The sequence below is a fragment of the Sorangium sp. So ce426 genome, from assembly GCF_051475585.1.
Lineage (GTDB): Bacteria > Myxococcota_A > Polyangia > Polyangiales > Polyangiaceae > Sorangium > Sorangium cellulosum_B.
This window is the reverse complement of sequence record NZ_CP150341.1, coordinates 889,293-908,587: the sequence shown is the minus strand read 5'-3', so window position 1 is coordinate 908,587 and position 19,295 is coordinate 889,293. Positions and strand designations below refer to the sequence as shown.

At 74.4% G+C, this 19,295-nt stretch carries 15 protein-coding genes; 7 read left to right on the top strand and 8 right to left on the bottom strand.

Features of this window, described 5'->3' with window-relative positions; genetic code table 11:
- The first annotated feature begins 67 nt into the window (after positions 1-67).
- The 3 genes from WMF44_RS03405 to WMF44_RS03395 all read left to right on the top strand — a co-directional run bounded on the left by WMF44_RS03405 (position 68) and on the right by WMF44_RS03395 (position 3,845).
- Entirely contained in the window at positions 68-1,132 is a 1,065-nt protein-coding gene (locus tag WMF44_RS03405; protein WP_437297678.1) for a hypothetical protein, read from the top strand.
- A gap of 3 nt (positions 1,133-1,135) precedes the next feature.
- Positions 1,136-2,227: a retropepsin-like aspartic protease gene (locus tag WMF44_RS03400; RefSeq protein ID WP_437297677.1), complete on the top strand. Its 1,092-nt coding sequence runs from the start codon at positions 1,136-1,138 to the stop codon at positions 2,225-2,227.
- Between the two features lie 160 nt (positions 2,228-2,387).
- Complete coding sequence (locus tag WMF44_RS03395) at positions 2,388-3,845, top strand: cyclic nucleotide-binding domain-containing protein (RefSeq protein ID WP_437297676.1); 1,458 nt, start codon at positions 2,388-2,390, stop codon at positions 3,843-3,845.
- Between the two features lie 7 nt (positions 3,846-3,852).
- On the opposite strand, the gene WMF44_RS03390 is transcribed toward WMF44_RS03395, so the two are convergent.
- The 5 genes from WMF44_RS03390 to WMF44_RS03370 all read right to left on the bottom strand — a co-directional run bounded on the left by WMF44_RS03390 (position 3,853) and on the right by WMF44_RS03370 (position 11,076).
- Complete coding sequence (locus WMF44_RS03390; RefSeq protein ID WP_193790775.1) at positions 3,853-4,422, bottom strand: hypothetical protein; 570 nt, start codon at positions 4,420-4,422, stop codon at positions 3,853-3,855.
- Between the two features lie 145 nt (positions 4,423-4,567).
- Positions 4,568-6,703, bottom strand: a complete 2,136-nt coding sequence (locus tag WMF44_RS03385) for an ATP-binding protein (RefSeq protein WP_437297675.1) — start codon at positions 6,701-6,703, stop codon at positions 4,568-4,570.
- 87 nt (positions 6,704-6,790) lie between these two features.
- Positions 6,791-7,879 carry a MaoC family dehydratase gene (locus WMF44_RS03380; RefSeq protein WP_437297674.1) on the bottom strand — a complete coding sequence of 363 codons (1,089 nt, stop codon included), beginning with the start codon at positions 7,877-7,879 and terminating at the stop codon, positions 6,791-6,793.
- Between the two features lie 56 nt (positions 7,880-7,935).
- Positions 7,936-9,702 carry an acyl-CoA dehydrogenase family protein gene (locus WMF44_RS03375; RefSeq protein ID WP_437297673.1) on the bottom strand — a complete coding sequence of 589 codons (1,767 nt, stop codon included), beginning with the start codon at positions 9,700-9,702 and terminating at the stop codon, positions 7,936-7,938.
- Between the two features lie 462 nt (positions 9,703-10,164).
- A complete protein-coding gene (locus tag WMF44_RS03370) occupies positions 10,165-11,076 on the bottom strand; it encodes a polyprenyl synthetase family protein (RefSeq protein ID WP_437297672.1) in 912 nt (303 codons plus the stop codon).
- Positions 11,077-11,174: 98 nt separating this feature from the next.
- Here WMF44_RS03370 and crtD point away from each other — a divergent pair, with 98 nt between their 5' ends.
- The 3 genes from crtD to WMF44_RS03355 are packed head-to-tail and all read left to right on the top strand — an operon-like array spanning position 11,175 to position 14,115.
- A complete protein-coding gene (gene crtD, locus WMF44_RS03365) occupies positions 11,175-12,746 on the top strand; it encodes a 1-hydroxycarotenoid 3,4-desaturase CrtD (protein ID WP_437297671.1) in 1,572 nt (523 codons plus the stop codon).
- Positions 12,743-13,627 carry a carotenoid 1,2-hydratase gene (locus WMF44_RS03360; protein WP_437297670.1) on the top strand — a complete coding sequence of 295 codons (885 nt, stop codon included), beginning with the start codon at positions 12,743-12,745 and terminating at the stop codon, positions 13,625-13,627. Before crtD ends, WMF44_RS03360 begins: the two co-directional genes overlap by 4 nt.
- Positions 13,624-14,115 carry a beta-carotene hydroxylase gene (locus tag WMF44_RS03355; protein WP_437297669.1) on the top strand — a complete coding sequence of 164 codons (492 nt, stop codon included), beginning with the start codon at positions 13,624-13,626 and terminating at the stop codon, positions 14,113-14,115. Before WMF44_RS03360 ends, WMF44_RS03355 begins: the two co-directional genes overlap by 4 nt.
- A gap of 4 nt (positions 14,116-14,119) precedes the next feature.
- Here the strand turns inward: WMF44_RS03355 and WMF44_RS03350 are convergent, their stop codons facing one another.
- The 3 genes from WMF44_RS03350 to WMF44_RS03340 are packed head-to-tail and all read right to left on the bottom strand — an operon-like array spanning position 14,120 to position 18,183.
- Positions 14,120-15,598, bottom strand: a complete 1,479-nt coding sequence (locus WMF44_RS03350; protein ID WP_437297668.1) for a lycopene cyclase — start codon at positions 15,596-15,598, stop codon at positions 14,120-14,122.
- A gap of 31 nt (positions 15,599-15,629) precedes the next feature.
- A complete protein-coding gene (locus tag WMF44_RS03345) occupies positions 15,630-16,586 on the bottom strand; it encodes a phytoene/squalene synthase family protein (RefSeq protein ID WP_437297667.1) in 957 nt (318 codons plus the stop codon).
- The gene (locus WMF44_RS03340; RefSeq protein WP_437297666.1) at positions 16,567-18,183 is read right to left on the bottom strand and encodes a phytoene desaturase; all 1,617 of its coding nucleotides are present in this window, start codon (positions 18,181-18,183) and stop codon (positions 16,567-16,569) included. The genes WMF44_RS03345 and WMF44_RS03340 overlap by 20 nt, the downstream gene beginning before the upstream one ends.
- Before the next feature lie 186 nt (positions 18,184-18,369).
- Between WMF44_RS03340 and WMF44_RS03335 the strand changes: the two genes are divergently transcribed.
- The gene (locus WMF44_RS03335) at positions 18,370-19,284 is read left to right on the top strand and encodes a MerR family transcriptional regulator (protein ID WP_437297665.1); all 915 of its coding nucleotides are present in this window, start codon (positions 18,370-18,372) and stop codon (positions 19,282-19,284) included.
- The last annotated feature ends 11 nt before the right edge of the window (positions 19,285-19,295 follow it).

The window sequence follows — 19,295 nt, the reverse complement described above, 5'->3', positions numbered from 1 at the left end:
GCGGTGAGCGCCGCGCCTCCGGGACATGACGCTGCACCTCGCCTGCAAGGGCGGCTATCCTGGCGGCATGACGAACCTTCGCGGGCCTGCGATAGCAGCGCTCGTCAGCCTCTCGGCCTGCAGCGTCCAGGAGCGCAACTTCGCGGGCGCGGGCGGGTCGGGCGGCGGTGATGGCGCCGGGACGACCGAACATTCCAGCGCGAGCGCCGGCACGAGCGCGAGCGCCGGCACGAGCGCGGCGACCGGCTGCACGCAGGTCGAGGACTGCTTCAACGGCGGCGACGACGACTGCGACGACGCCGTCGACTGCGCGGACTCCGACTGCGCGGAGGGCGCGATCTGCCTGGCGGCCCCCACGAACTTCGAGCTCGGCGTCGTCGTGGACGCGACTGAGCCGTGCCCTGACGGGTTCACCGCGAAGGAGACGCTCCTCTTCCGCGGCCTCTCCGGCAGCGGCTGCGAGGGCTGCGGGTGCACGCCGAACCCCACCGACTGCGCGGCGGATCTCTACCTCTACGCCGACGAGTCGCAGTGCGAGGCCGACGAGGCCGGGACGCGCGGCACGCTCGCGAAGCGGGTCGGGTTCACGTGCGACGAGAAGCCGATCAACAACGGGTTCGTCGACTGGGGCGGCGTGCGCGCGGGCCTCTTCGACGTGATCCAGAGCTGCACCGCGACCGGCACGGCGATCCCCGCGCCGGCGACGTGGAAGGAGTCCAGGAAGTTCTGCCACGCGAGCGCCGGCGCGGGCTGCGGCGCCGGCGAGGCCTGCGTCCCGAGGCAGGCCTCGCCGACGACGCAATGCGCGCTCGTGTCCGGCAGCGCCACCTGCAGCGGCTATGCGCGGCGCGAGAGCGACTGGTTCCGGGGATACAACGACACCCGGACGTGCTCGTCGTGCGCGTGCACCGCGAGCGGCGGCGACTGCAACTACGTGCGCGTCGAGCTCGGCAACGACTACAGCTGCTTCGATCACGCCCAGATCTCGCAGGGCGGGCGGTACTGCGGGTACGCCTACTCGCCCCCGGCCCACCTCGTCGGCAGGCCGACGAGCTCCACCTGCACCGCGCGCACGAACCTCAGCGGCTCGCTGGATCCCACGGGGCAGTCGACGCTCTGCTGCGTCGAGTAGCGGATGCTCGTGCCGCGCGCTCGCAGGCAGCTCCTCGCCGCGCTCTCGGCCGCCGCCGCGGCCGGCGCGCTCTCGGCCGCCGCCGCGGCCGGCGCGCTCGCGGTGGCCGGCTGCGCCGAGCCCGCCGCGGTCCGCGCCGCGCCGGCCTCGCCGCGCAGCGCGGCGTCGACAGGCGCTGGCGCTGGCGGCGCGCCCTCGCCCCCGGGCCCCCCTGCGGCGGGCGCGGGTCCGGCGGCGCCGGCGGCGGGCCCCGCGCGCCGGGCCAGCCTCCAGTACCACCTCGACGATCGCGCGTTCCCCTCGCCGCTCATCGACGCCGTCGTGGCGGGCCATCCGGCCGTGCTGATCGTCGATACCGGCGCCTCCCACCACGTCCTCGCCCGCTGGCTCGCCGACGAGCTCGCGCTGCCCCTCTCGACCGCGGGCGACGTCGCCGTCGACCACGCGGGCAGGCCCCTCGCGGTGTCCCGCCTCGAGGACGCGAGCCTCGCGCTCTCCGGGTGGGGCCGGGTCGAGGTCTCCGCGCTGCTCGTCGTCCGCATGCCCGACGTCCTGCAGCGCATCGGCATCGGCGGCGTCGTCGCGCCTCAGGAGCTGGCGGGGCCGGGCCGCGCCGTCGTGCTCGACCTGCGCGAGGGCCGGATGACCGAAGCGCCGCGCGACGAGGCCGCGCGCGCGCTCCGGGCGCGGTTCGGCGAGGGCTCCATCGTGGAGCTCGCCCGCTGCGGCGGCCCGAACCAGGGCAGCGAGCTCACCGCCAGGGCGAGCGTCGAGGGGATCGACGTCACGCTGAAGATCGATTCGGGGGCGTCGCAGAGCTCGCTCTTCGCCGTCTCCCCCGCCGGCAAGCGGCTGTCGCGCCGGGCGACCGGCGGCAGGAGCGCCTACGCCGCCTCAGGCAGGCACACCGTTCCCGTCCTTTCGGGCGCTCGCCTCCGGATGGCGGGGTTCGACGCCGCCGCGGAGTTCGATCTTCTGCCCGGAGAGCGGCGGGCGACCTGTCCGTCGGACGGATTTGCCGGCATGGATGTGCTCCGCAGCTGTGTGCTGGTGCTCGCCGAGGACGGCGGCCTCGCGGCCTGCGCCCCGCGGTGACCCGGTGAAGGACCGCGCGACGCGCGGACCGCCATGCCTCAGCGGAGGCGTGATGCGTCGTGGTAGAAGGGGCGCACGCGTGGACGCCTCTGTCGCCGCGGCGAGAGGAGAGATCCGTTCCTCCGCGAGCCCGGGGCGCCCGCGGCGCTCGGGAGGCATCATGACGACAGGTTTCGAGTTCTTGACCCAGGACGACGAGCGGCTGCTGCTGGAGAAGTCGAGCTGCGTCACCTACCGACCGGGCGAACAGATCCTCGAGGAGGGCTCGCGAAGGCAGGGCATCTTCATCGTGCGCAGCGGCCTTGTCGGGGTCGAGGTCGCCCACCTCGGGCGCGGCGTGGCCCTCCGCCAGCTCGGCCCCGGCGCCATCTTCGGCGAGATGTCGTTCCTCGAGAGCGCCGCCGCGAGCGCCTCCGTCGTCGCCCGCGAGGAGTGCACCCTCGACGTCATCGAGGGCCCGTATGTGCACTCGCTCCTCGCCTCCGTCCCCGGGCTCGCGGCGCGCTTCTACCAGTCGCTCGCGATCATGCTCGCCCAGCGCCTCCGCGAGAACACCGCGATGCTCCCGCCGCTCCTCGTCGAGGACGTGCCGCAGGTCAACCGCTTTCACGCCGCGAGGACGGGCCAGGCCGGCACCAACAACATCCCTCCGAAGCTCATCGACACGGTCGAACAGTTCAAGTTCGAGATGATGATCGCCGACAGGATGGTGAAGGAGGCCAAGCAGCCCGAGGCGGAGATCCAGGAGAAGGTGAGCGCCGCGTGCCAGACGATCGTGTCCGCGCTGCGCGAGCACATCGAGCGCGAGCGCCACCTCGAGAAGGGCATCGGCGCCTATGTCTTCCGCGAGACGTTCTCGCTCTTCATGCTGAGCCGCACCGTCGACCGGTGCTACACGAAGCCGCGCGGCTACGCGGGCGACTTCTACACCATCGAGATGATGTACAACGACGAGCCCGCGGGCGACGGCCGCCTCGGCCGCTTCATCGACCAGTGGGGGCTCGCCATCGACGCCTGCCGCGCCGTCAAGAACCGGAGAGGCGTGCTGAGCCGCGCGATCCGGGACGCCTGCAGCGGGCACGCGTCCGGCCCGGTCCACATCACCAGCCTCGCGAGCGGCCCCGCCCGGGAGCTGTTCGACCTCTTCGCGGAGGGGGGCGAGCTGCCCGACATCAAGGCGACGTGCATCGATATCGACAACCAGGCCCTCGCCTACGCGGCCGGCATCGCCGACCAGCTCGGCGTCATGGACCGGTTCAGCTTCGCGCAGGACAACGTGGTTCGGCTGGCCCACGGCCGCGGCAGGACGGTCCTCAAGCCCCAGCACATGATCTACAGCATCGGGCTCACGGACTATCTCCGCGACGATCTGGTCGTGGCCCTCCTCAATTGCATGCACGACAAGCTCCTGCCCGGGGGCGTCGCGGTCGTGGGCAATTTCGGGGTGAACAACCCGAGCAAGGCGTTCATGGACCACGTCCTCGAGTGGGAGCTGATCCACCGCAGCACCGACGATATCAGGACCCTGTTCGCCCGGTCGAAGTTCGGGAGCACCCCCGTCGAGGTGGTCGCCGAAGAGGCGCAGGTGAACCTGTTCGCCTTCTGCACCAAGTGGTGACCGCCGCTCAGCGGAGCCAGCGCACTTCGTACTCGCACGTGGGGTGTCCCTCGAAACGGCACTTCGTGTGGAGGCTCTGGCCCCCTCGCGCGCCCGAGAGCCGGAGCGCGTTCTCCTGCCACGCCGGCACCGCGTCTCTGCAGATCTGGCGCCCCGGGTCGGACTGCGGGTCGACCCCCAGGTAAAGTATCAGCCGGAAGAACCGCTCTCCCTCGGCGAGGGGCGCGAGCCGGCCGCCGTTGAAGTACATGCCCCACATCACGCCGGCCTGCCGCATGACGAGCGCGGGCGTGCCCAGCTTGAGCAGCACCTTGTGCGCGAGCGTCAGGTCCTGCTCGGCGACGTAGGCCGCGAGATCGCGGATGACGCCGGACCGGTTGGGCCACCGCGAGATCTCGTCCGCGATCGCGTTCCAGACCGAGATGGGATACCAGCTGTGCGCCGCGAGATCGGGCGCCGTGAAGACCGCCCGCGCGGCGGCGGGCAGCTTGGCGTCGAGGGCGGACATGGCCTGGCTCCCCCACCGCGTCTGCAGGTAGGTCCTCGTGTGCATGAGCGCCGACCCCCGGATCTTCATCGCCAAAGCCGCCCGTCCAGGATAGATGCACCCGGCCGGTGGGGGCCAGCGCGGCGCGCAGCGGGCCGCCGCGCACGCGCGCGCACACGCCGGCGATCGCGCGCGAAGGCGCCGGGAGCCCGCCCCCCGCGGCGCACGAGCGCGCTCACTGAAGGCGCTCGGCGGTCGGAGCCGGCGGCGGGGCGCCGCCGGAGCCCTTCGCCCGTCGCGCCTGCGCTGACGCGTCGAGCACGGCGCGCACCGCCTTCGCGAGCTGCGTCGGCGTGTACGGCTTGGCGAGGAAGTGGGCGACCCCGTCGAGCAGATCGGTCTGGAGGAGGGCGTCCTCCGTGTAACCCGACGCGTAGAGCACGGGCAGCGGGGCGCGCGCGCGGGCGAGCATCGCCGAGAGCGCGGGGCCGCGCGCGTCCGGCAGGACCACGTCGCTCACGAGCAGGTGGATCGGGCCTGGGTAGGCGGCCGCGAGCGCGATCGCCTCCTTGCCGCTCCGCGCCGCGAGGACCGAGTAGCCGAAGGAGCGCAGCGCGGCGACGCAGAGCTCGCGCACCTGCGCCTCGTCCTCCACGACGAGCACGGTCTCCACGCCCCCGACGGCGGCCGCGGTCGCCCTCGCGGGCTGCTCGCTGGGCACGCCGCGCACGCGCGGGAAGCAGATCGTGAAGCGCGTGCCCTGGCCGGGGGCGCTGGCGAACCCGATGTGGCCGCCGTGCTGCTTCACGATGCCGTGGCACGTCGCGAGCCCGAGGCCCGACCCCTTGCCCGGCTCCTTGGTCGTGAAGAACGGCTCGAACACGTACTTCTGGACGGCGTCGTCGATGCCCTGCCCGGTGTCCGTGACCGTGAGCTCCACGTAGTCGCCGGGCTCGATCTCCGGCCCCCACCCCCCGTCGCCCGCGCCGAGCGCCCTGTTCGCCGTCTCGATCACGAGGCGGCCCCCGCCGGGCATCGCGTCGCGCGCGTTCACGGCCAGGTTCATGAGCAGCTGCTCGAACTGCCCTCGATCGATGTGGATGGGCCAGATCTGGCTCCCCGGCAGCACGACGAGCTCCACGTCCTCGCCCACGAGCGGGCGGAGGAGCGGCTCGACCCCGAAGATCAGCGCGTTCGGGTCGACCACGGTCGGCTGGATCAGCTGCTTGCGCGCGAAGGCGAGCAGCTGCCGCGTGAGCGCCGCGGCCCGCTCCGCGGCGGTGCCGATCTGCGTGAGGTGCTCGACGACGGGCGACGCCGCCGGCACCTTGCGCACCGCGAGCTCCCTGTGCCCGAAGATCGCGGTGAGCATGTTGTTGAAGTCGTGCGCGACCCCGCCGGCGAGGCGCCCGATCGCCTCGAGCTTCTGGCTGTGCAGGAGCTGCTCCTCGAGGCGCCGGCGCTCGGTGATGTCGAGGCTCGTGCCGACCAGCCCGGTGATCGTCCCGGCGTCGTCCGTGACCAGCTGCGCCGCCATCTGCACGTGGCGCAGCTCCCCGCTGGACGGGCGCACGACGCGGCACTCGACGGGGCTCGCGATGCCGAGCGGCGACGCGGTCTCCGCGCCGCCGAAGACCCGGTGGCGATCCTCGGGGTGGATGAGGCCCGCGAAGAGCTCGAACGTCGGGCGCACCGAGGGATCGACGCCGAGGATGTGGTAGAGCTCCTCGGACCAGCGGATCGTCCGCGACGCGATGTCGTAGGACCAGCTGCCCACGTGGGCGATGCGCTGCGCCTCCTTCAGCATGCGCTCGCTGCGGCGGAGCTCCTTCTCGGCGTGGCGGCGCTCGGTGAGGTCGACGACCGCGCCGAAGAAGCGCGACGGCGGCCCCGCCCCCTCGACGAGGGGCAGGCTGCTCAGCAGGCACTCCCGCACGGTTCCATCCCGGTGGCGCACGCGGAACGCGATCGCGCCCGACCCCTCGCCCGTCTCGTTCGCCAGCAGCAGGAGGGCTTGCAGCCGCTCCCGGTCGTCGGGGTGGACGGCCTCGAGGAAGGTCTCCGTCGAGGGCGTATCCGTCTCGGGATCGCGGCCCAGGATCCGGAAGAGCTGCCGCGACCAGATGATGCTGCTCTGGCCGAGCTCCCAGAGCCAGTTGCCCATCTGCGCCGCCTCCTCGCCCTCGTCGAGCCGCCGCCGCGCCTCCTCGACGAGGGCGGAGCCCCTCGCGCTGCTCGGGTCTCTGGCCGGCGCGTCCGGGCTCCGCGCGGCGGCGCTCCGACCTGGCGCGCGGGCGTGGGCCAGCTCCCGCTCCAGCTCGGCGACGCGCGCGCGGAGCGCGTCCAGCTCACGGCTCCCAGCGGTGCTCATGGCCGTCCCGTTCCTCGCCGGGGCAGAGCGGTGCTCATGGCCGCCCATTGTATGCCGCAGGCGGCCCGCCGGGGACCGTTTGTCACGCTAGCTCCGCCGGCGCAGGAGCAGCGTTCGCGTGATCTCCACGACCTTTTCCTTCACCCTGCCCTCGGCCTTGCCGAGCTCGGGCGTGAACAGGTCGGCGCCCTGCGCGATCAGGGCGCGCGTCGGCGTGTTCTTCACGCCGACGATCCGGAAGGTGACGCTCCCGGCGCCGCTCTTGGCCTCTTCCCTGGCGATCACCTTCGACGCGGCGAACAGCGTGTCGCCCGCGAGCACGCCGCTCGGGTGCGCCCCCTCGTCGAGGCCGAGGTCCCAGACGCCGCACCCGGCCGTGTCGCGGCTCGAGAGCGCGAGCACCCAGGACAGCACGAGCCCCCCGTGGACGACCCGCGTCTTCGCGAAGGAGCTCGACCTGGAGTACTGCTCGTCCACGTGCAGCGGGTGGGAGTTGCGCAGGAGGGTCGCGAGCTGCATGTGCTCGCTGTCCCCGATGGTCCTGCCGACCTCGTGGGTGATCACGTCGCCGACCTCGAAGTCGTCCCACGCGCAGGCGAAGCCGCCCTGGCGCGCCGGCGGCGGCAGCGGGCGGTCGAGCTCCTCCGGCAGGCGCGCCGGCTGCGCGTCCGGCTGCGCGACAGCGTGCGGCGCGTCCGCGGGGCGCTCCGCGACGCGGCCAGGGGGCACGAGCGCCTTGCGCTCGAACGAGCAGACGAGCAGCCCGTCCTGGTTCACCACCTGGGTCCTGACGTGCACGACGCCCTTGTCCCCCGTCGAGACCGGCTTCTTGCCGATGACCAGCGAGCTCGCGCGCAGCGTGTCCCCCGGATAACAGGCCGCCGGGAACCGGACGTCGGTGTACGCGAGGTGCGCGATCGCCTGCTCGCTCACGTCGTGCACGCTGAAGGAGATCCCGAGGTTGAGCAGCAAGAGCGGGCTCACCGGCCTGTCCCTGAGCCCCACCGACCGGGCCGCGACGCGGCTGGCGTAGGTCGGGATCGCGTCCTGGAACGAGGCCGCGAAGAGCGCGAGCATCCCCTCGTCCACGGTGACGTCCCAGGGGTGGGCATACACCGCGCCGACCGTGAAATCGTCGAGCTTGCGGCCGTAGCGAGGAGAGCGGACGCGGACCATCGGTCCGCGCGATCATGGCACAGGCGCGCTCGGTTGACGACGACGGCGCGCGCGCCTCAGGGCAGCGGCCCCTCGAGCAGGGCGCGCGCGATGCCCTGCGCGAGCACCTCGTGCGGGCCCAGCTGGAAGAAGAGGCTGCGGGCGTCCAGCAGGAGCCTCGCCGCGGTCGAGCTCTCCGCGTAGCCGCTCGCCCCGTGGATCTGCATGCAGGCGTCGGCCGCGTCCCAGGCCACGCGGCTGGAGAAGAGCTTCGCCATCGCCGACGTGAGCTCGCACGGCTGCCCCGTGTCCGCCACGTGCGCCGCGGCGCGCGTGAGCTGCCGCGCGGCGGCGACGCGCGCGATGAGCCCTCCGAGCCGGTGCGCCACGCGCGGGAAGGAGATGAGCTGCGACCCGAACTGCACGCGCGTCTTCGCCCGCTCGAGCGCGAGCTCCAGCGCGGCCTGCGCCACGCCCACGCCGCACGCGGCCGCGTAGGTGCGGCCGGTCACGAGCGCCCGCTGGATCTGGGCGATCCCCTCGCCCTCGCGCTCGCCGAGCAGGGCCTCGCGGCCGATCTGGAGCCCCTCGATCCGGAGCTCGTAGTGCCCCATGCCGCGCTGCCCGAGCGCCCGCAGCTCGGTCCCGGCGATCCCGGCGTCCGGGAAGTCGGCGCCCGGCGCGCCGCGCCGCTTCGCGATGACGAAGAGGCTCGGCCCGAGCGGCAGCTGCCCCTGTCCTCCCGGCGTCGTCGTCCTCGCGAGGGTGAGCACCAGGTCGGCGCGGGACGCGCCGGTGACCCACGCCTTCTTTCCGATGAGGAGGTAGCTGCCGTCGGCCTGGCGCTCGGCGCGCGTGACGACGCGCGCGAGGTCCGACCCGTACGCCGGCTCCGCGAACGCGAGGGCGCAGCGCGCCTCGCCGTTCGCGATGCGCGAGAGCCAGGTCCGGCGCTGCAGGTCCGTGCCGGATCGGGCGAGCAGCTCCGACGCGATGGAGGCCGTCATGGTGAGCACGCCGAAGCCGAGCGAGCCGCGCGCGAGCTCCTCGATGGCGGTCGCCATGGCGGCCACGCCGAGCCCGTCGCCCCCGTGCTCGGGCGCGGTGGCGAGCCGGAACACCCCGAACTGCCCCATGCGGCGGACGATCGACTCGGGGATGAGCCCGTTGCGGCGGTGGATCTCGGGGGCGAGCGGCTCGACGAGGCGCTCGACGAAGTCGCGCATGTTGTGCCGGATCCAGCCGATGCGCTCGTCCTCCGCGCCGGCGCTGGCGGGGAGGCCCTGCTCGGCGGCCGCGCGCGCGATCGAGGCGACGGCGACGCCGGAGCCCGCGTCGCGCGCCCACGCCGCGACCGCCGGGTGGCCGATCGCCTTGGCGACCTCGTCGTCGCGGAGCTCGAGATCGCCGAGCGGCGCGACCTCCCCGCCGCCCAGATCGACGCCGCCGCGCAGCGACAGGAGCAGCGCCCCCGCGTGCGCCTCGGCGACGGCCCTGGCCTCCCCGCCCGCCTCGCAGGCCCAGCTCGCGAGCGAGCGGCAGGCCTCGATCTCCGCGTAGAGGTGGGCGAGCGCGTGGGCGGCGACCTGGTGTCGATCGAGCAGCATCCGCGACACGTGCAGCGGCACGGCGGCGCCCGCCCGGACGAAGCTCGCGCTCCTCGGCGCGCCCCGGAGGGCGGTGCCCACGGCGCTCCCGACGTCCACCACCCGGTCGCGGAGGCGCCCGCGCGCGACGCGCGCCAGCTGCTCGGCGGAGGTGATCGCCTCGCGCATCCCCCCGGGACTGTCGGCCTCGAGCTTTCGAGAAACGATCGTGGCGTGTTGCTCCCGAATCGCCCTCATCCCCCGATCCCCCCGCTCGCGGCCCATGCCCCACGTCACGCTTCACCGGACGCAGGACACAGCGCCTAACCACCGCGCCACAGCCACGCTCCCCGCGGCAGACGCGGAAAGGCCCGCCGAGGATGCCACCCCAAACCGCGTTCGTCGAGCCTGGGCGCAGCCCCACTATCGCGAGGCGACAGCGCATTAAGGCCCTCCCTGATCTGCTCAACGTCGGGTCACGTCGGCTTCACGCGGCTTCACGCGGCTTCACGCCGGGTTCACGTCAGTCCACGTCAGTCCACGTCAGTCCACGTCAGTCCACGTCAGCTTCACGTCAGTCCACGTCAGTCCACGTCAGCTTCACGCGTTCCGTCCCGCGACGCGCAAACAACCCAGCTCCACGCCAGATCATCAGTCTCAGACGTCCCGAGTGCCCCCGGCGGCCGCCCCCCTCGGACGTACGTCAGGCCGCCCGAGCCGTTACATGGAGCTCACGGTCGGAAGCGCCGCCGAAGGCCCCCTGCAGACCCGGAGGAGCCTGTCCCCCAGCTCGACGGCCCACGACCGCACGTCGTCCGCCCGCGGGCACTGCGGCACCGCCTCGACCGCGTCCTGGATGAGCCGCTGCAGCAGCCGGGTCGTGCCGGAGAGCCCGAGCTCCAGCGCCGTGTTCGGGCGCCCGAGCGCCCCGTCGCGCCCCGCCGGCTTGCCCATGTCCTCCGGCTTCCCGACCAGATCGAGCACGTCGTCCGCGACCTGGTACGCCTCGCCGATGCGCTGCCCGAGATCGCCCCAGGCGGCCCCGTCCTGGCCAGCGGAGAGCGCGCCGAGGGTCGCCGCCGCCTCGAAGAGCGCGCCTGTCTTCGCGCGCCGGTAGGCCGAGAGCGGGACCTTCGCCTCCGACTCCCACGCCTGCCCGGCGATGATCCCCTGCGGCATCCCGACGCCGCCCCCGAGCACCTCGAAGAACCGGACCGCCCTGCGCGCGTCGGTCACGCCGCTCGCCATCGCGTGGAAGGCGCCGCGCGCGAGCGCCTCGAAGGCGAGCACGATGAGCTGATCGCCGGCGAGCACCGCGATCGGCTCGCCGAAGGCCCGGTGGACAGACGGCCGGCCGCGCCGGATCGGCGCGTCGTCGAAGCAGGGGAGGTCGTCGTGGACCAGCGACGCGCAGTGGATGAGCTCCACCGCCGCCGCCGCCGCGTCGGCGGCCTCCGGCGCGGGATCGCCGTACGCCGAGGCGACGGCCAGGCAGAGCCGCGGCCGGACGCGGGCGCCTCCAGGGAAGACGGCGTGCTGCGTCGCGGCCAGGAGCCCGGGCGGCGACGCGGGCGAGGAGAGCGGCTCGATGGCGGCGAGGAGGACGCGCTCGATCCGGCGATCGAAATCCATGGGCAGCGAGTCTTGGCGAGCCTCAGGGGCTTGTCAATAGTTTGAACGTTAGTTAAACAAAGTATAGACAAACCACCCCCGACGCGTACACTCCGACCATGGCGGACAGGAGAGATCGCGTCGTGGTGATCGGCGGGGGTGTCGGCGGTCTGACCTCGGCCGCGCTCCTGGCTTCGAGCGGGCTCGACGTGGTGCTACTCGAGCGGGCGCCGCGCGTCGGCGGAAAGATACGCGAGGTGGTCCTCGGGGACCGCCGCGTCGACGTCGGCCCGACGGCGCTCACGATGCGGTGGGTCTTCGACGAGATCTTCGCGTCGCTCGGGCTCCGCTTCGGGGACCACGTGCCGCTCCGCCGGGCCGAGACGCTCGCGCGCCACGCCTGGCCGGACGGCTCGACGCTCGACCTCTTCGCCGACGCCGAGCGCGCCGCGGACGCGATCGGCGCGCTCGCGGGGGCGCGGGAGGCGGACGGGTACCGCCGGTTCTGCCGGTACGCGCGCGAGATCTTCGACGTGGTGGAGGCGCCGTTCCTGCGCGCGGAGCGGCCCACGCTCAAGACGATCCTGAGCACGGCGAGCAACCTGGGCCTCGGCGGGATGAGGAAGATCGACGGGCACCGCACCCTCCACCGCGCGCTCGGCGACTTCTTCACGGACGCGCGCCTCCTGCAGCTGTTCGGGCGCTACGCGACCTACTGCGGCTCGTCGCCGTACCTCGCGCCTGCGACGCTGAGCGTCATCGCGCACGTGGAGCGCGAGGGCCTCTGGCTCCCCGAGGGCGGCATGGGCCGCGTCGCCGAGGCGCTCGCCGCGGCGGCGGCCCGCGCCGGGGCGACGCTGCGCTGCGGCGCGCACGTCGCCGCCATCGAGGAGGGCCGCGGCCGCGCGACGGGCGTCGTGCTCCAGGGTGGCGAGCGCATCGAGGCCGACGCCATCGTGCTGAACGCCGACCCGGCGGCGCTGCGGGCCGGCCTGTTCGGCGAGCGCGCCGCCCGCAAGGCGCCGGGGAGCGAGCCGCGGTCGCTCTCGGCCGTCACCTGGGCGCTCGTGGCCGAGGCGAGCGGCTTCCCCCTCCTCCGGCACAACGTCTTCTTCTCCGGCGACTACGAGGCCGAGTTCCGCGCGCTGTTCGACCGCGCCGAGCTCCCGCGCGACGCCACGGTCTACGTCTGCGCCGAGGACCGCGGCGACGCGCCGGCGCGCGAGCCCGGCGGGGTCGGGGCGAGCGCAGGCGCCAACGGAGGCGGAGAGCGGCTGTTCTTCATCCTCAATGCCCCTGCGACCGGTGATAAACACACCCCCTCATCCACGGAGATCCACGAATGGGAGCAGCGCGTGTTCCAGCAACTGCAGCGGTTCGGCCTCTCGCTGAAGAGCACGGGCGCCTCCCCGGTGGCGACGACGCCGGCGGACTTCGAGCGGATGTTCCCGGCGACGGGAGGCGCGCTGTACGGGCCGGTGTCCCACGGGTGGAGCTCGACCTTCGCGCGCCCGGCCTCGCGCTCGAAGCTCCCGGGCCTGTACTTCGCCGGCGGGAGCGCGCACCCGGGGGCGGGCGTGCCGATGGCGGCGCTGAGCGGCCAGCTCGCGGCGCGGAGCGTGATGGAGGACCTCGCTTCGACCTCGAGATCCCGAGCGGCGGCTATGCCTGGTGGTACCTGGACGCGGTGAGCGACGACGGGCGGAGCGCGATCACGATCATCGCGATGCTCGGGAGCGTCTTCTCGCCGTACTACGCCAGGGCGCGATCGCGCGGCGCCGCGGACCCGCTCATGCACTGCGCGATGAACGTCGCGCTGTACGGCGCGCGCGCCGATCGCTGGGCGCTGACCGAGCGGCCGCGGGGCGCGGTCTCCAGGTCGCCGCGGTCGCTCGCCATCGGACCGAGCCTGATGGAGTGGTCCGGCGGTGAGCTCCGCGTCTCCTTCGACGAGATCACGGCGCCTCTGCCCTCCCGGCTCTCGGGGACGGTGCGCCTCCGCCCGTCCGCGCCCGGGCCCGCGGCGGACGGCGCGCGCGATGGCGTCGCCCTGGACGGGCGGGGGCTCCACCGCTGGACGCCCATCGCGCCGATCGCGCGGGCCGAGGTCGAGCTCGCGCACCCCTCGCTGCGCTTCTCCGGCAGCGCCTACCTCGACACGAACGCCGGCGACGAGCCGCTCGACCACGCCTTCGAGCGCTGGACCTGGTCGCGCGCGCTCGGCTCGGACGGCATCGCCCTCACCTACGACGTCCGGCGCCGCGACGGCACGCGCATGCTCCTCTCGCCCGCGTTCGACGCGGCGGGCGGCGCGCGCGAGCTCCCGCCGCTCGCCCCGCGGCCGCTCGGCGACACGCGCTGGGGCATGGCGCGGGAGATCGCCGCCGATCCGGGGTCCGCGCCGCGGCTCCTCCGCACCCTCGAGGACACGCCGTTCTACGCGCGCTCCCTCGCGGCCGCGACGTTCGGCGGCAAGCCGGCGACGGTCGTCCACGAGGCCCTCTCGCTCGACCGCTTCGCCAGCCCCTGGGTGCAGCTCCTCCTGCCGTTCCGCATGAGGAGGGCGCGATGACGCCCGCGATCTGGATCGGCACGGCGCTCGCCGCCTTCGCGATCATGGAGGTGTGGGCCGCGCTCCTCCACGGCAAGGTCTGGCACCACGCGCTCTGGCGCATCCACCGCTCCCACCACACGAAGCGGCGCGGCGCCTTCGAGCAGAACGACGCGCTCGCGTTCCTCCACGCCCCGATCGCCGCCGGGCTCATCATCTACGGCTGCGAGGGCGCGCCGGGGCCGCTGCGCGAGGCCGCGTTCGGCTTCGGCCTCGGCATGACCGCCTTCGGCCTGGCCTACGTCCTGGTCCACGACGGCCTCGTCCACGGGCGGCTCCCTGTCTCGGGCCTCGCGCGCGTCCCGTACCTCGCGCGCGTCCGCGACGCGCACCGCGTCCACCACGGCACCGGCGGCCCGCCGTACGGCCTGTTCCTCGGGCCCCTCGTCCTCGCGCGGCGCGCCGCCGCGGGCGGCCGCGCCCAGCGCTCCGCGCAGCGGGCGCGGTAGCCTTTCAGCGGGCGCGGTAGAGCTCCCGCGCGAGCCCCGCCCCCCAGCGGCCGATGGCCCGGAGCGGCAGCGCGCTCACGACCTCGCGGTACACCTCGGGCCGCCGCGCCGCCGTCTCCCGCAAGAACCTCACGAAATCGGCCGGCTGCATCTCGTCGCGCAGCAGCGCCGCGTACGCGTCGTTGCCCATCGCGTGGAGCACGGCGAAGGCCGTGTCGAGGAGCGCGTTCATCTCCCCTGCCCTCGCCCCGCCGGCGGGCTTCGCCATGAGGGCCGCGAGCGCGCCGGTGCCCGAGTGCACAGGCGCGTCGCGCGCCGTGGCCGACGTACGGCGCGCGCCCGGCTCCCGGACCGCCCGCGCCAGATCGGCGGCCGTCGCCGCGAGCTCGCGCACGTTCGCGCCGAAGCCGCAGAACGTCAGCGGCGAGTGCCGCGCCGCCGCGTCCCCCACGAGCCGCACCCGGCGCCCCGGCGCGCGCGGCGCGGCCGACAGCCGCGACCAGCCGGGGATGAAGCCGAACGTCGGGCGGACGAGGCGCGCGTCGCCCTCCTTGTAGCGCGAGAGGAGCCGGAAGAACCGCGCGTAGAGCGACAGGAGCGCGCCGGGCCCGACGTCCCCGGAGCGCGCGTAATAGAAGAGGTAGACCGTCGTCTCGCCCGGCCGCCCCGGGAACGCCTCCCAGAGGTGCTGCCTGCCCTCGTCGACGTCCTCCGTTGTGGCGAGGATCTCGCCGACGTCCGGCCGGATCCGCCGCTCCCCGTCGCCCTCCGAGAGCCCCGCGAGCACGCCGCCGACGGTCGGGCAGAGGAGGTCCGCTGTCGCGTAGGGGCTCGCCGCGCCGCGCGCGTCGACGAGGAGCCGCGCGGACAGCGCGCGCGGCGCGGCGCCCGGCTGCGCCTCGGCCACGGCGAGCGCGACAGCGTCCGGCCCCTCCGCGTGCCCGAGGAGCGCGTGCCCGTCGAGCAGCGTCACCCCCAGCGCCTCGGCCCGGGCCCGCGCCGCGGCGAGCAGCCCCCCCGCGTCGATGGCGTGGTCGAGCACGCCGCGCACCGGGTACGTCCCGCCGCCGTGCCAGCGGCAGAGCCCCTCGACGTAGCGGGCGATGACGAGCCGCTCGATCTCGTCCCTCGTGAAGATCCCCGACGCCGACAGCGCGGCCACCTCGGCCGTCCCGGCGTTCCACTCCCGGTGCGCGGCGCCGATCCGCGCCCGGTCGAGCACCGCGACGCGCAGCCCGGCCGACGCGAGCAGCGGCGCGAGCAGGAGCGACAGCCCGCCGCCCGCGACGACCACGTCGTAATCGGCGGTCGCGCCCCGATCCGGCGGCCGCGGCGAGGGTCCCGGCCGAGGCGCCGGGGCGGCCCGCACCGCGTCGAGGTGCTCGAGGCGCGCGAGCAGCGCCTCGCCGCCCGCCTCGCGCACGCGCCCCCGCGCCGCGTCGATCTCCCGCGCGGCTGAGCCCGGCGCGCCGCCGCCGCTCATCGCGCCGCCTCCAGAGCGCGTGTCGCGCCGCTCATCGCGCCGCCTCCAGGAGGAAGCGGACCTCGTCGAGCGGCGGCGCCGCGCCGTGCTCCCGGGCCTCCGCGGGCGCGACGGACCTGCGGAGCAGCGCCCGCAGCACGAGCCACGCCTTGCGGCCCGGCGACACCACGGCGCGCGTCGACACCGAGTCGAAGCCGCGGCGCGCGATGACCCGCCCGATGTCGGCGTAGATGAGCCGCGCCGCCTGGATCGCGGGGCGGCAGTCGCGCGGCAGCATCGGGATGCCGGCGCCCGCGCGGAGGTAGAGCACCTCCGCCTCGGCGAGCAGCCGCGCCACGAGCCGCCCCAGCCGGTCGTCGAACACCGGCCGCGCGAGCCACCCGTCCGGCGCGATCCCGGCCTCCCGCATCCAGGCGAGCGGCAGGTAGATCCGCCCGCGCCGCGCGTCCTCACCCACGTCGCGCGCGATGTTCGTGAGCTGCATGGCGACGCCCAGGTCGCACGCCCGCGCGAGCGCGTCGGGCCCCCGCGCCCCCATGAGCGTCGACATCGTCGCGCCCACGGTGCCCGCGACGCGCGCCGCGTAGGCGTTCAGGTCCGAGAGCGTCTCGTAGCGGCGCCCCTCCGCGTCCCACGCGAACCCCTCGAGCAGCGCCTCGATGAACGCGCGCGGCAGCCCGTGCTCCGCCATCACGTGGGCGAGCGCGCGATCGACAGGGCTGTCGTCCGGCCTGCCCGCCGCGGCGCGCGCGAGCCGCTCCCGCAGCGCCGCGACGGCGGCCGCGGCCGCGGACGGCGGCGCGTGCTCCCCGAGCTCGTCGACCGCGTCGTCGGCGACCCTGCAGAACGCGTAGAACGCCGCCGCCGGCTCCCTCACGCGCGCGGGCAGGAGCAGCGCCGCCGCGGCGAAGCTCTTCGACCCCTTGCGCAGGAGGTCCCTGCACGCGGCGAAGTCCGCCGCCGACGCCTCAGGCGAGCTTCGATGCATCCGGGACCACCCGATCCAGCACGCGGGCCGACGAGAGCACCCCGGGCAGACCGGCGCCCGGGTGCGTGCCGGCCCCGACGAGGTAGAGGCGCTCGACGTCCTCGCTCGCGTTGTGGGGCCGGAAGAAGGCGCTCTGCGCGAGCACGGGCTCCGGCCCGAACGCCGCGCCCCGGAACGACAGCAGCCGGTCCTGGAAGTCCTGCGGCGTGAGGAGCCGCGAGCTCGCGAGCGCGCCCTCGAGCCCCGGCAGGAGCGTCGCCTCGAGCAGCGCCGCGATGGAGCGCCGGTACCGCTCCTGGACCCTCGGCCAGTCGGTGCCGCTGAGCAGGTTCGGCACCGGGGACAGCACGTAGAACGCGTCGCATCCGGGCGGGGCGAGGGCCGGATCGGTCGCGGTCGGGCGGTGCAGGTACAGGCTGAAGTCGTCGGCGAGCACGTGCTTCTCGAAGATGTCCTCGAGCAGCGGCCTGTACCGCGGGCCGAGGAGGATCGTGTGGTGAGCGACGTCCGGGTACTGCCGGCGCGTGCCGAAGTACCACACGAAGAGGCTCATCGAGTAGCGCTGCCGCTCGATGCGCCGGTCGGTCCAGCGCTTCCGCGCCTCGGGGGGCACGAGGTGCCGGTAGGTCCACGCCGAGTCCGCGTTCGAGACGACGACGTCGGCGGCGAGCCGCTCCCCCGACGCGAGCTCCACGCCCCGGGCGCGGCCGCCCTCCACGGAGATGCGCCGCACCTCGGCGCCGCACCGCACCGAGCCGCCGAGGCCCTCGATGAGCGACACGAGCCCCTTCACCAGCGCGCCCGTGCCGCCGATCGGGAAGTGGACGCCCCAGTTGCGCTCGAGGAACGCGATCAGGCTGTAGATCGAGGTCGTCGAGAACGGGTTCCCGCCCACGAGCAGCGGGTGGAAGCTCAGCACCTGGCGCAGGCGGTCGTCCTTCACGTGCTTCGCGACGAGGCCGTACACCGTGCGGTAGCTCTCGAGCCGCACCATGTCCGGCACGATGCGCGCCATGTCCGTCCACGACCCGAACGGCACGTGCGCGAGTTCCTCGAACCCGACGCGGAAGATCGCCTCGCTCCGCCGGACGAAGCGCTCGTACCCCTCGACGTCCCCGGGCGAGAGGCGCGCGACCTCGGCGCGCATCGCGGCGGCGTCGCCCGTGTAGTCGAACGTCGCGCCGTCGTGGAACCGGATCCGGTAGAACGGCGCCACGGGCCGCATGTCGATGTCGTCGGCCATCTTCCGGCCGCAGAGCTGCCAGAGCTCTTCCAGGAGGAACGGCGCCGTGATGACGGTCGGCCCCGCGTCGAAGGTGAACCCGTCCTGGCGGTGGACGTACGCGCGCCCGCCCGGCTGGTCGAGCTTCTCGACCACCGTGACGTCGTAGCCCCGCACCCCGAGCCGCACGGCCGCCGCGAGGCCCCCGAAGCCGCTGCCGATCACGACGGCGCGCGGCGCGCGCGCTCCACGGAGGACGCGGCCCGCGAGCGCCGCGCGCGCCGCTCGCGGGGGAGCGGCCACCTCGTCGCCCGGCGAGGCGTCAGGCCTCGCCGGATGCGCCGGATCCTGCGCCGAAGCGCTGGTGTTTTGCATGACGCGCAGTATAATGTTTGTCCTAGCCTTTGACAAAGGCGAATGGCACAGGCGAATGACAGAGGCGAAAGACGTCGGCAGGAGGGGGTCTTTCTGGGCCTCGCTGCCCGCCGCTCCGATGCATCCCGGTGCGCCGGGCCGGCGCGGGCGGCCGCGGCTCGGCGGGTCCTGGCAAGGTGTATCCAGTTGAGCCGCTACAGAATCCATGTCGTCTCGGAGATGTGTGGCGTGTCCTCGGCGACGCTGCGCGCGTGGGAGCGCCGTTATGGCGTGCCGTCGCCCGCGCGCACGGCGTCGGCGTATCGCCTGTACAGCGACGACGATGTGGCGGTGATCAAGAAGATGCGCGACCACGTGAACGGCGGGATCGCCGCGGCCGAGGCGGCGCGCATGGTGCTCGAGGCCGCGGGGCCGCGCGCGCCGGTGGGCGCGAGCAGCGGCGACGCGTTCGCCGGGGCGAGCGAGCGCATCGTCGACGCCGCGGTCCGGTTCGATCCCGACGGCCTCGAGGCCGAGGTGAACCGGGCCCTCTCGCTCGGCCCGGCGGTGACGATCTTCGAGCGCGCGCTCGGCCCGGCGCTCGAGCGCATCGGCGATCTCTGGCACGCGGGGAAGATCACGGTCGCGCAGGAGCACCTCGCCTCGCAGGTCCTCGGCGCGACGCTGCTGCACCTCTTGCGGCTCGCGCAGCCTGGCGAGAGCGGGCGTCGCGTGCTGCTCGCGGCCTTCGCCGACGAGGATCACGTGCTCGGGCTGTTCGGCATCGGCCTGCGCTTCTGCTCGTGGGGCTTCCGCTCCGTCGTGCTCGGCGCGAGGACGCCGCCCGCCGCGATCGCGCGGGCGGTCGAGGCGCTCGCGCCGGACCTCGTCGCGCTGACGGTCGCGATCCCGCCGCTCCCGCCGTCGGCGCGCGAGCTCATCGACGCCTATGCGGACGCGTGCCGTGGCGTGCCGTGGATCGTGGGCGGCGCGGGCGCCGGGGCGCTCCGGCCCTTCATCGAGGCGCGCGGCGGCCTCGTGGCGGCCGCGGAGGCGGCGGAGATCCGCGTGCAGGTCGAGTCCGCGCTCCACGCGCGGCGGCGCCGCAAGGACGGGCGCTGAGCGCGCGCGCC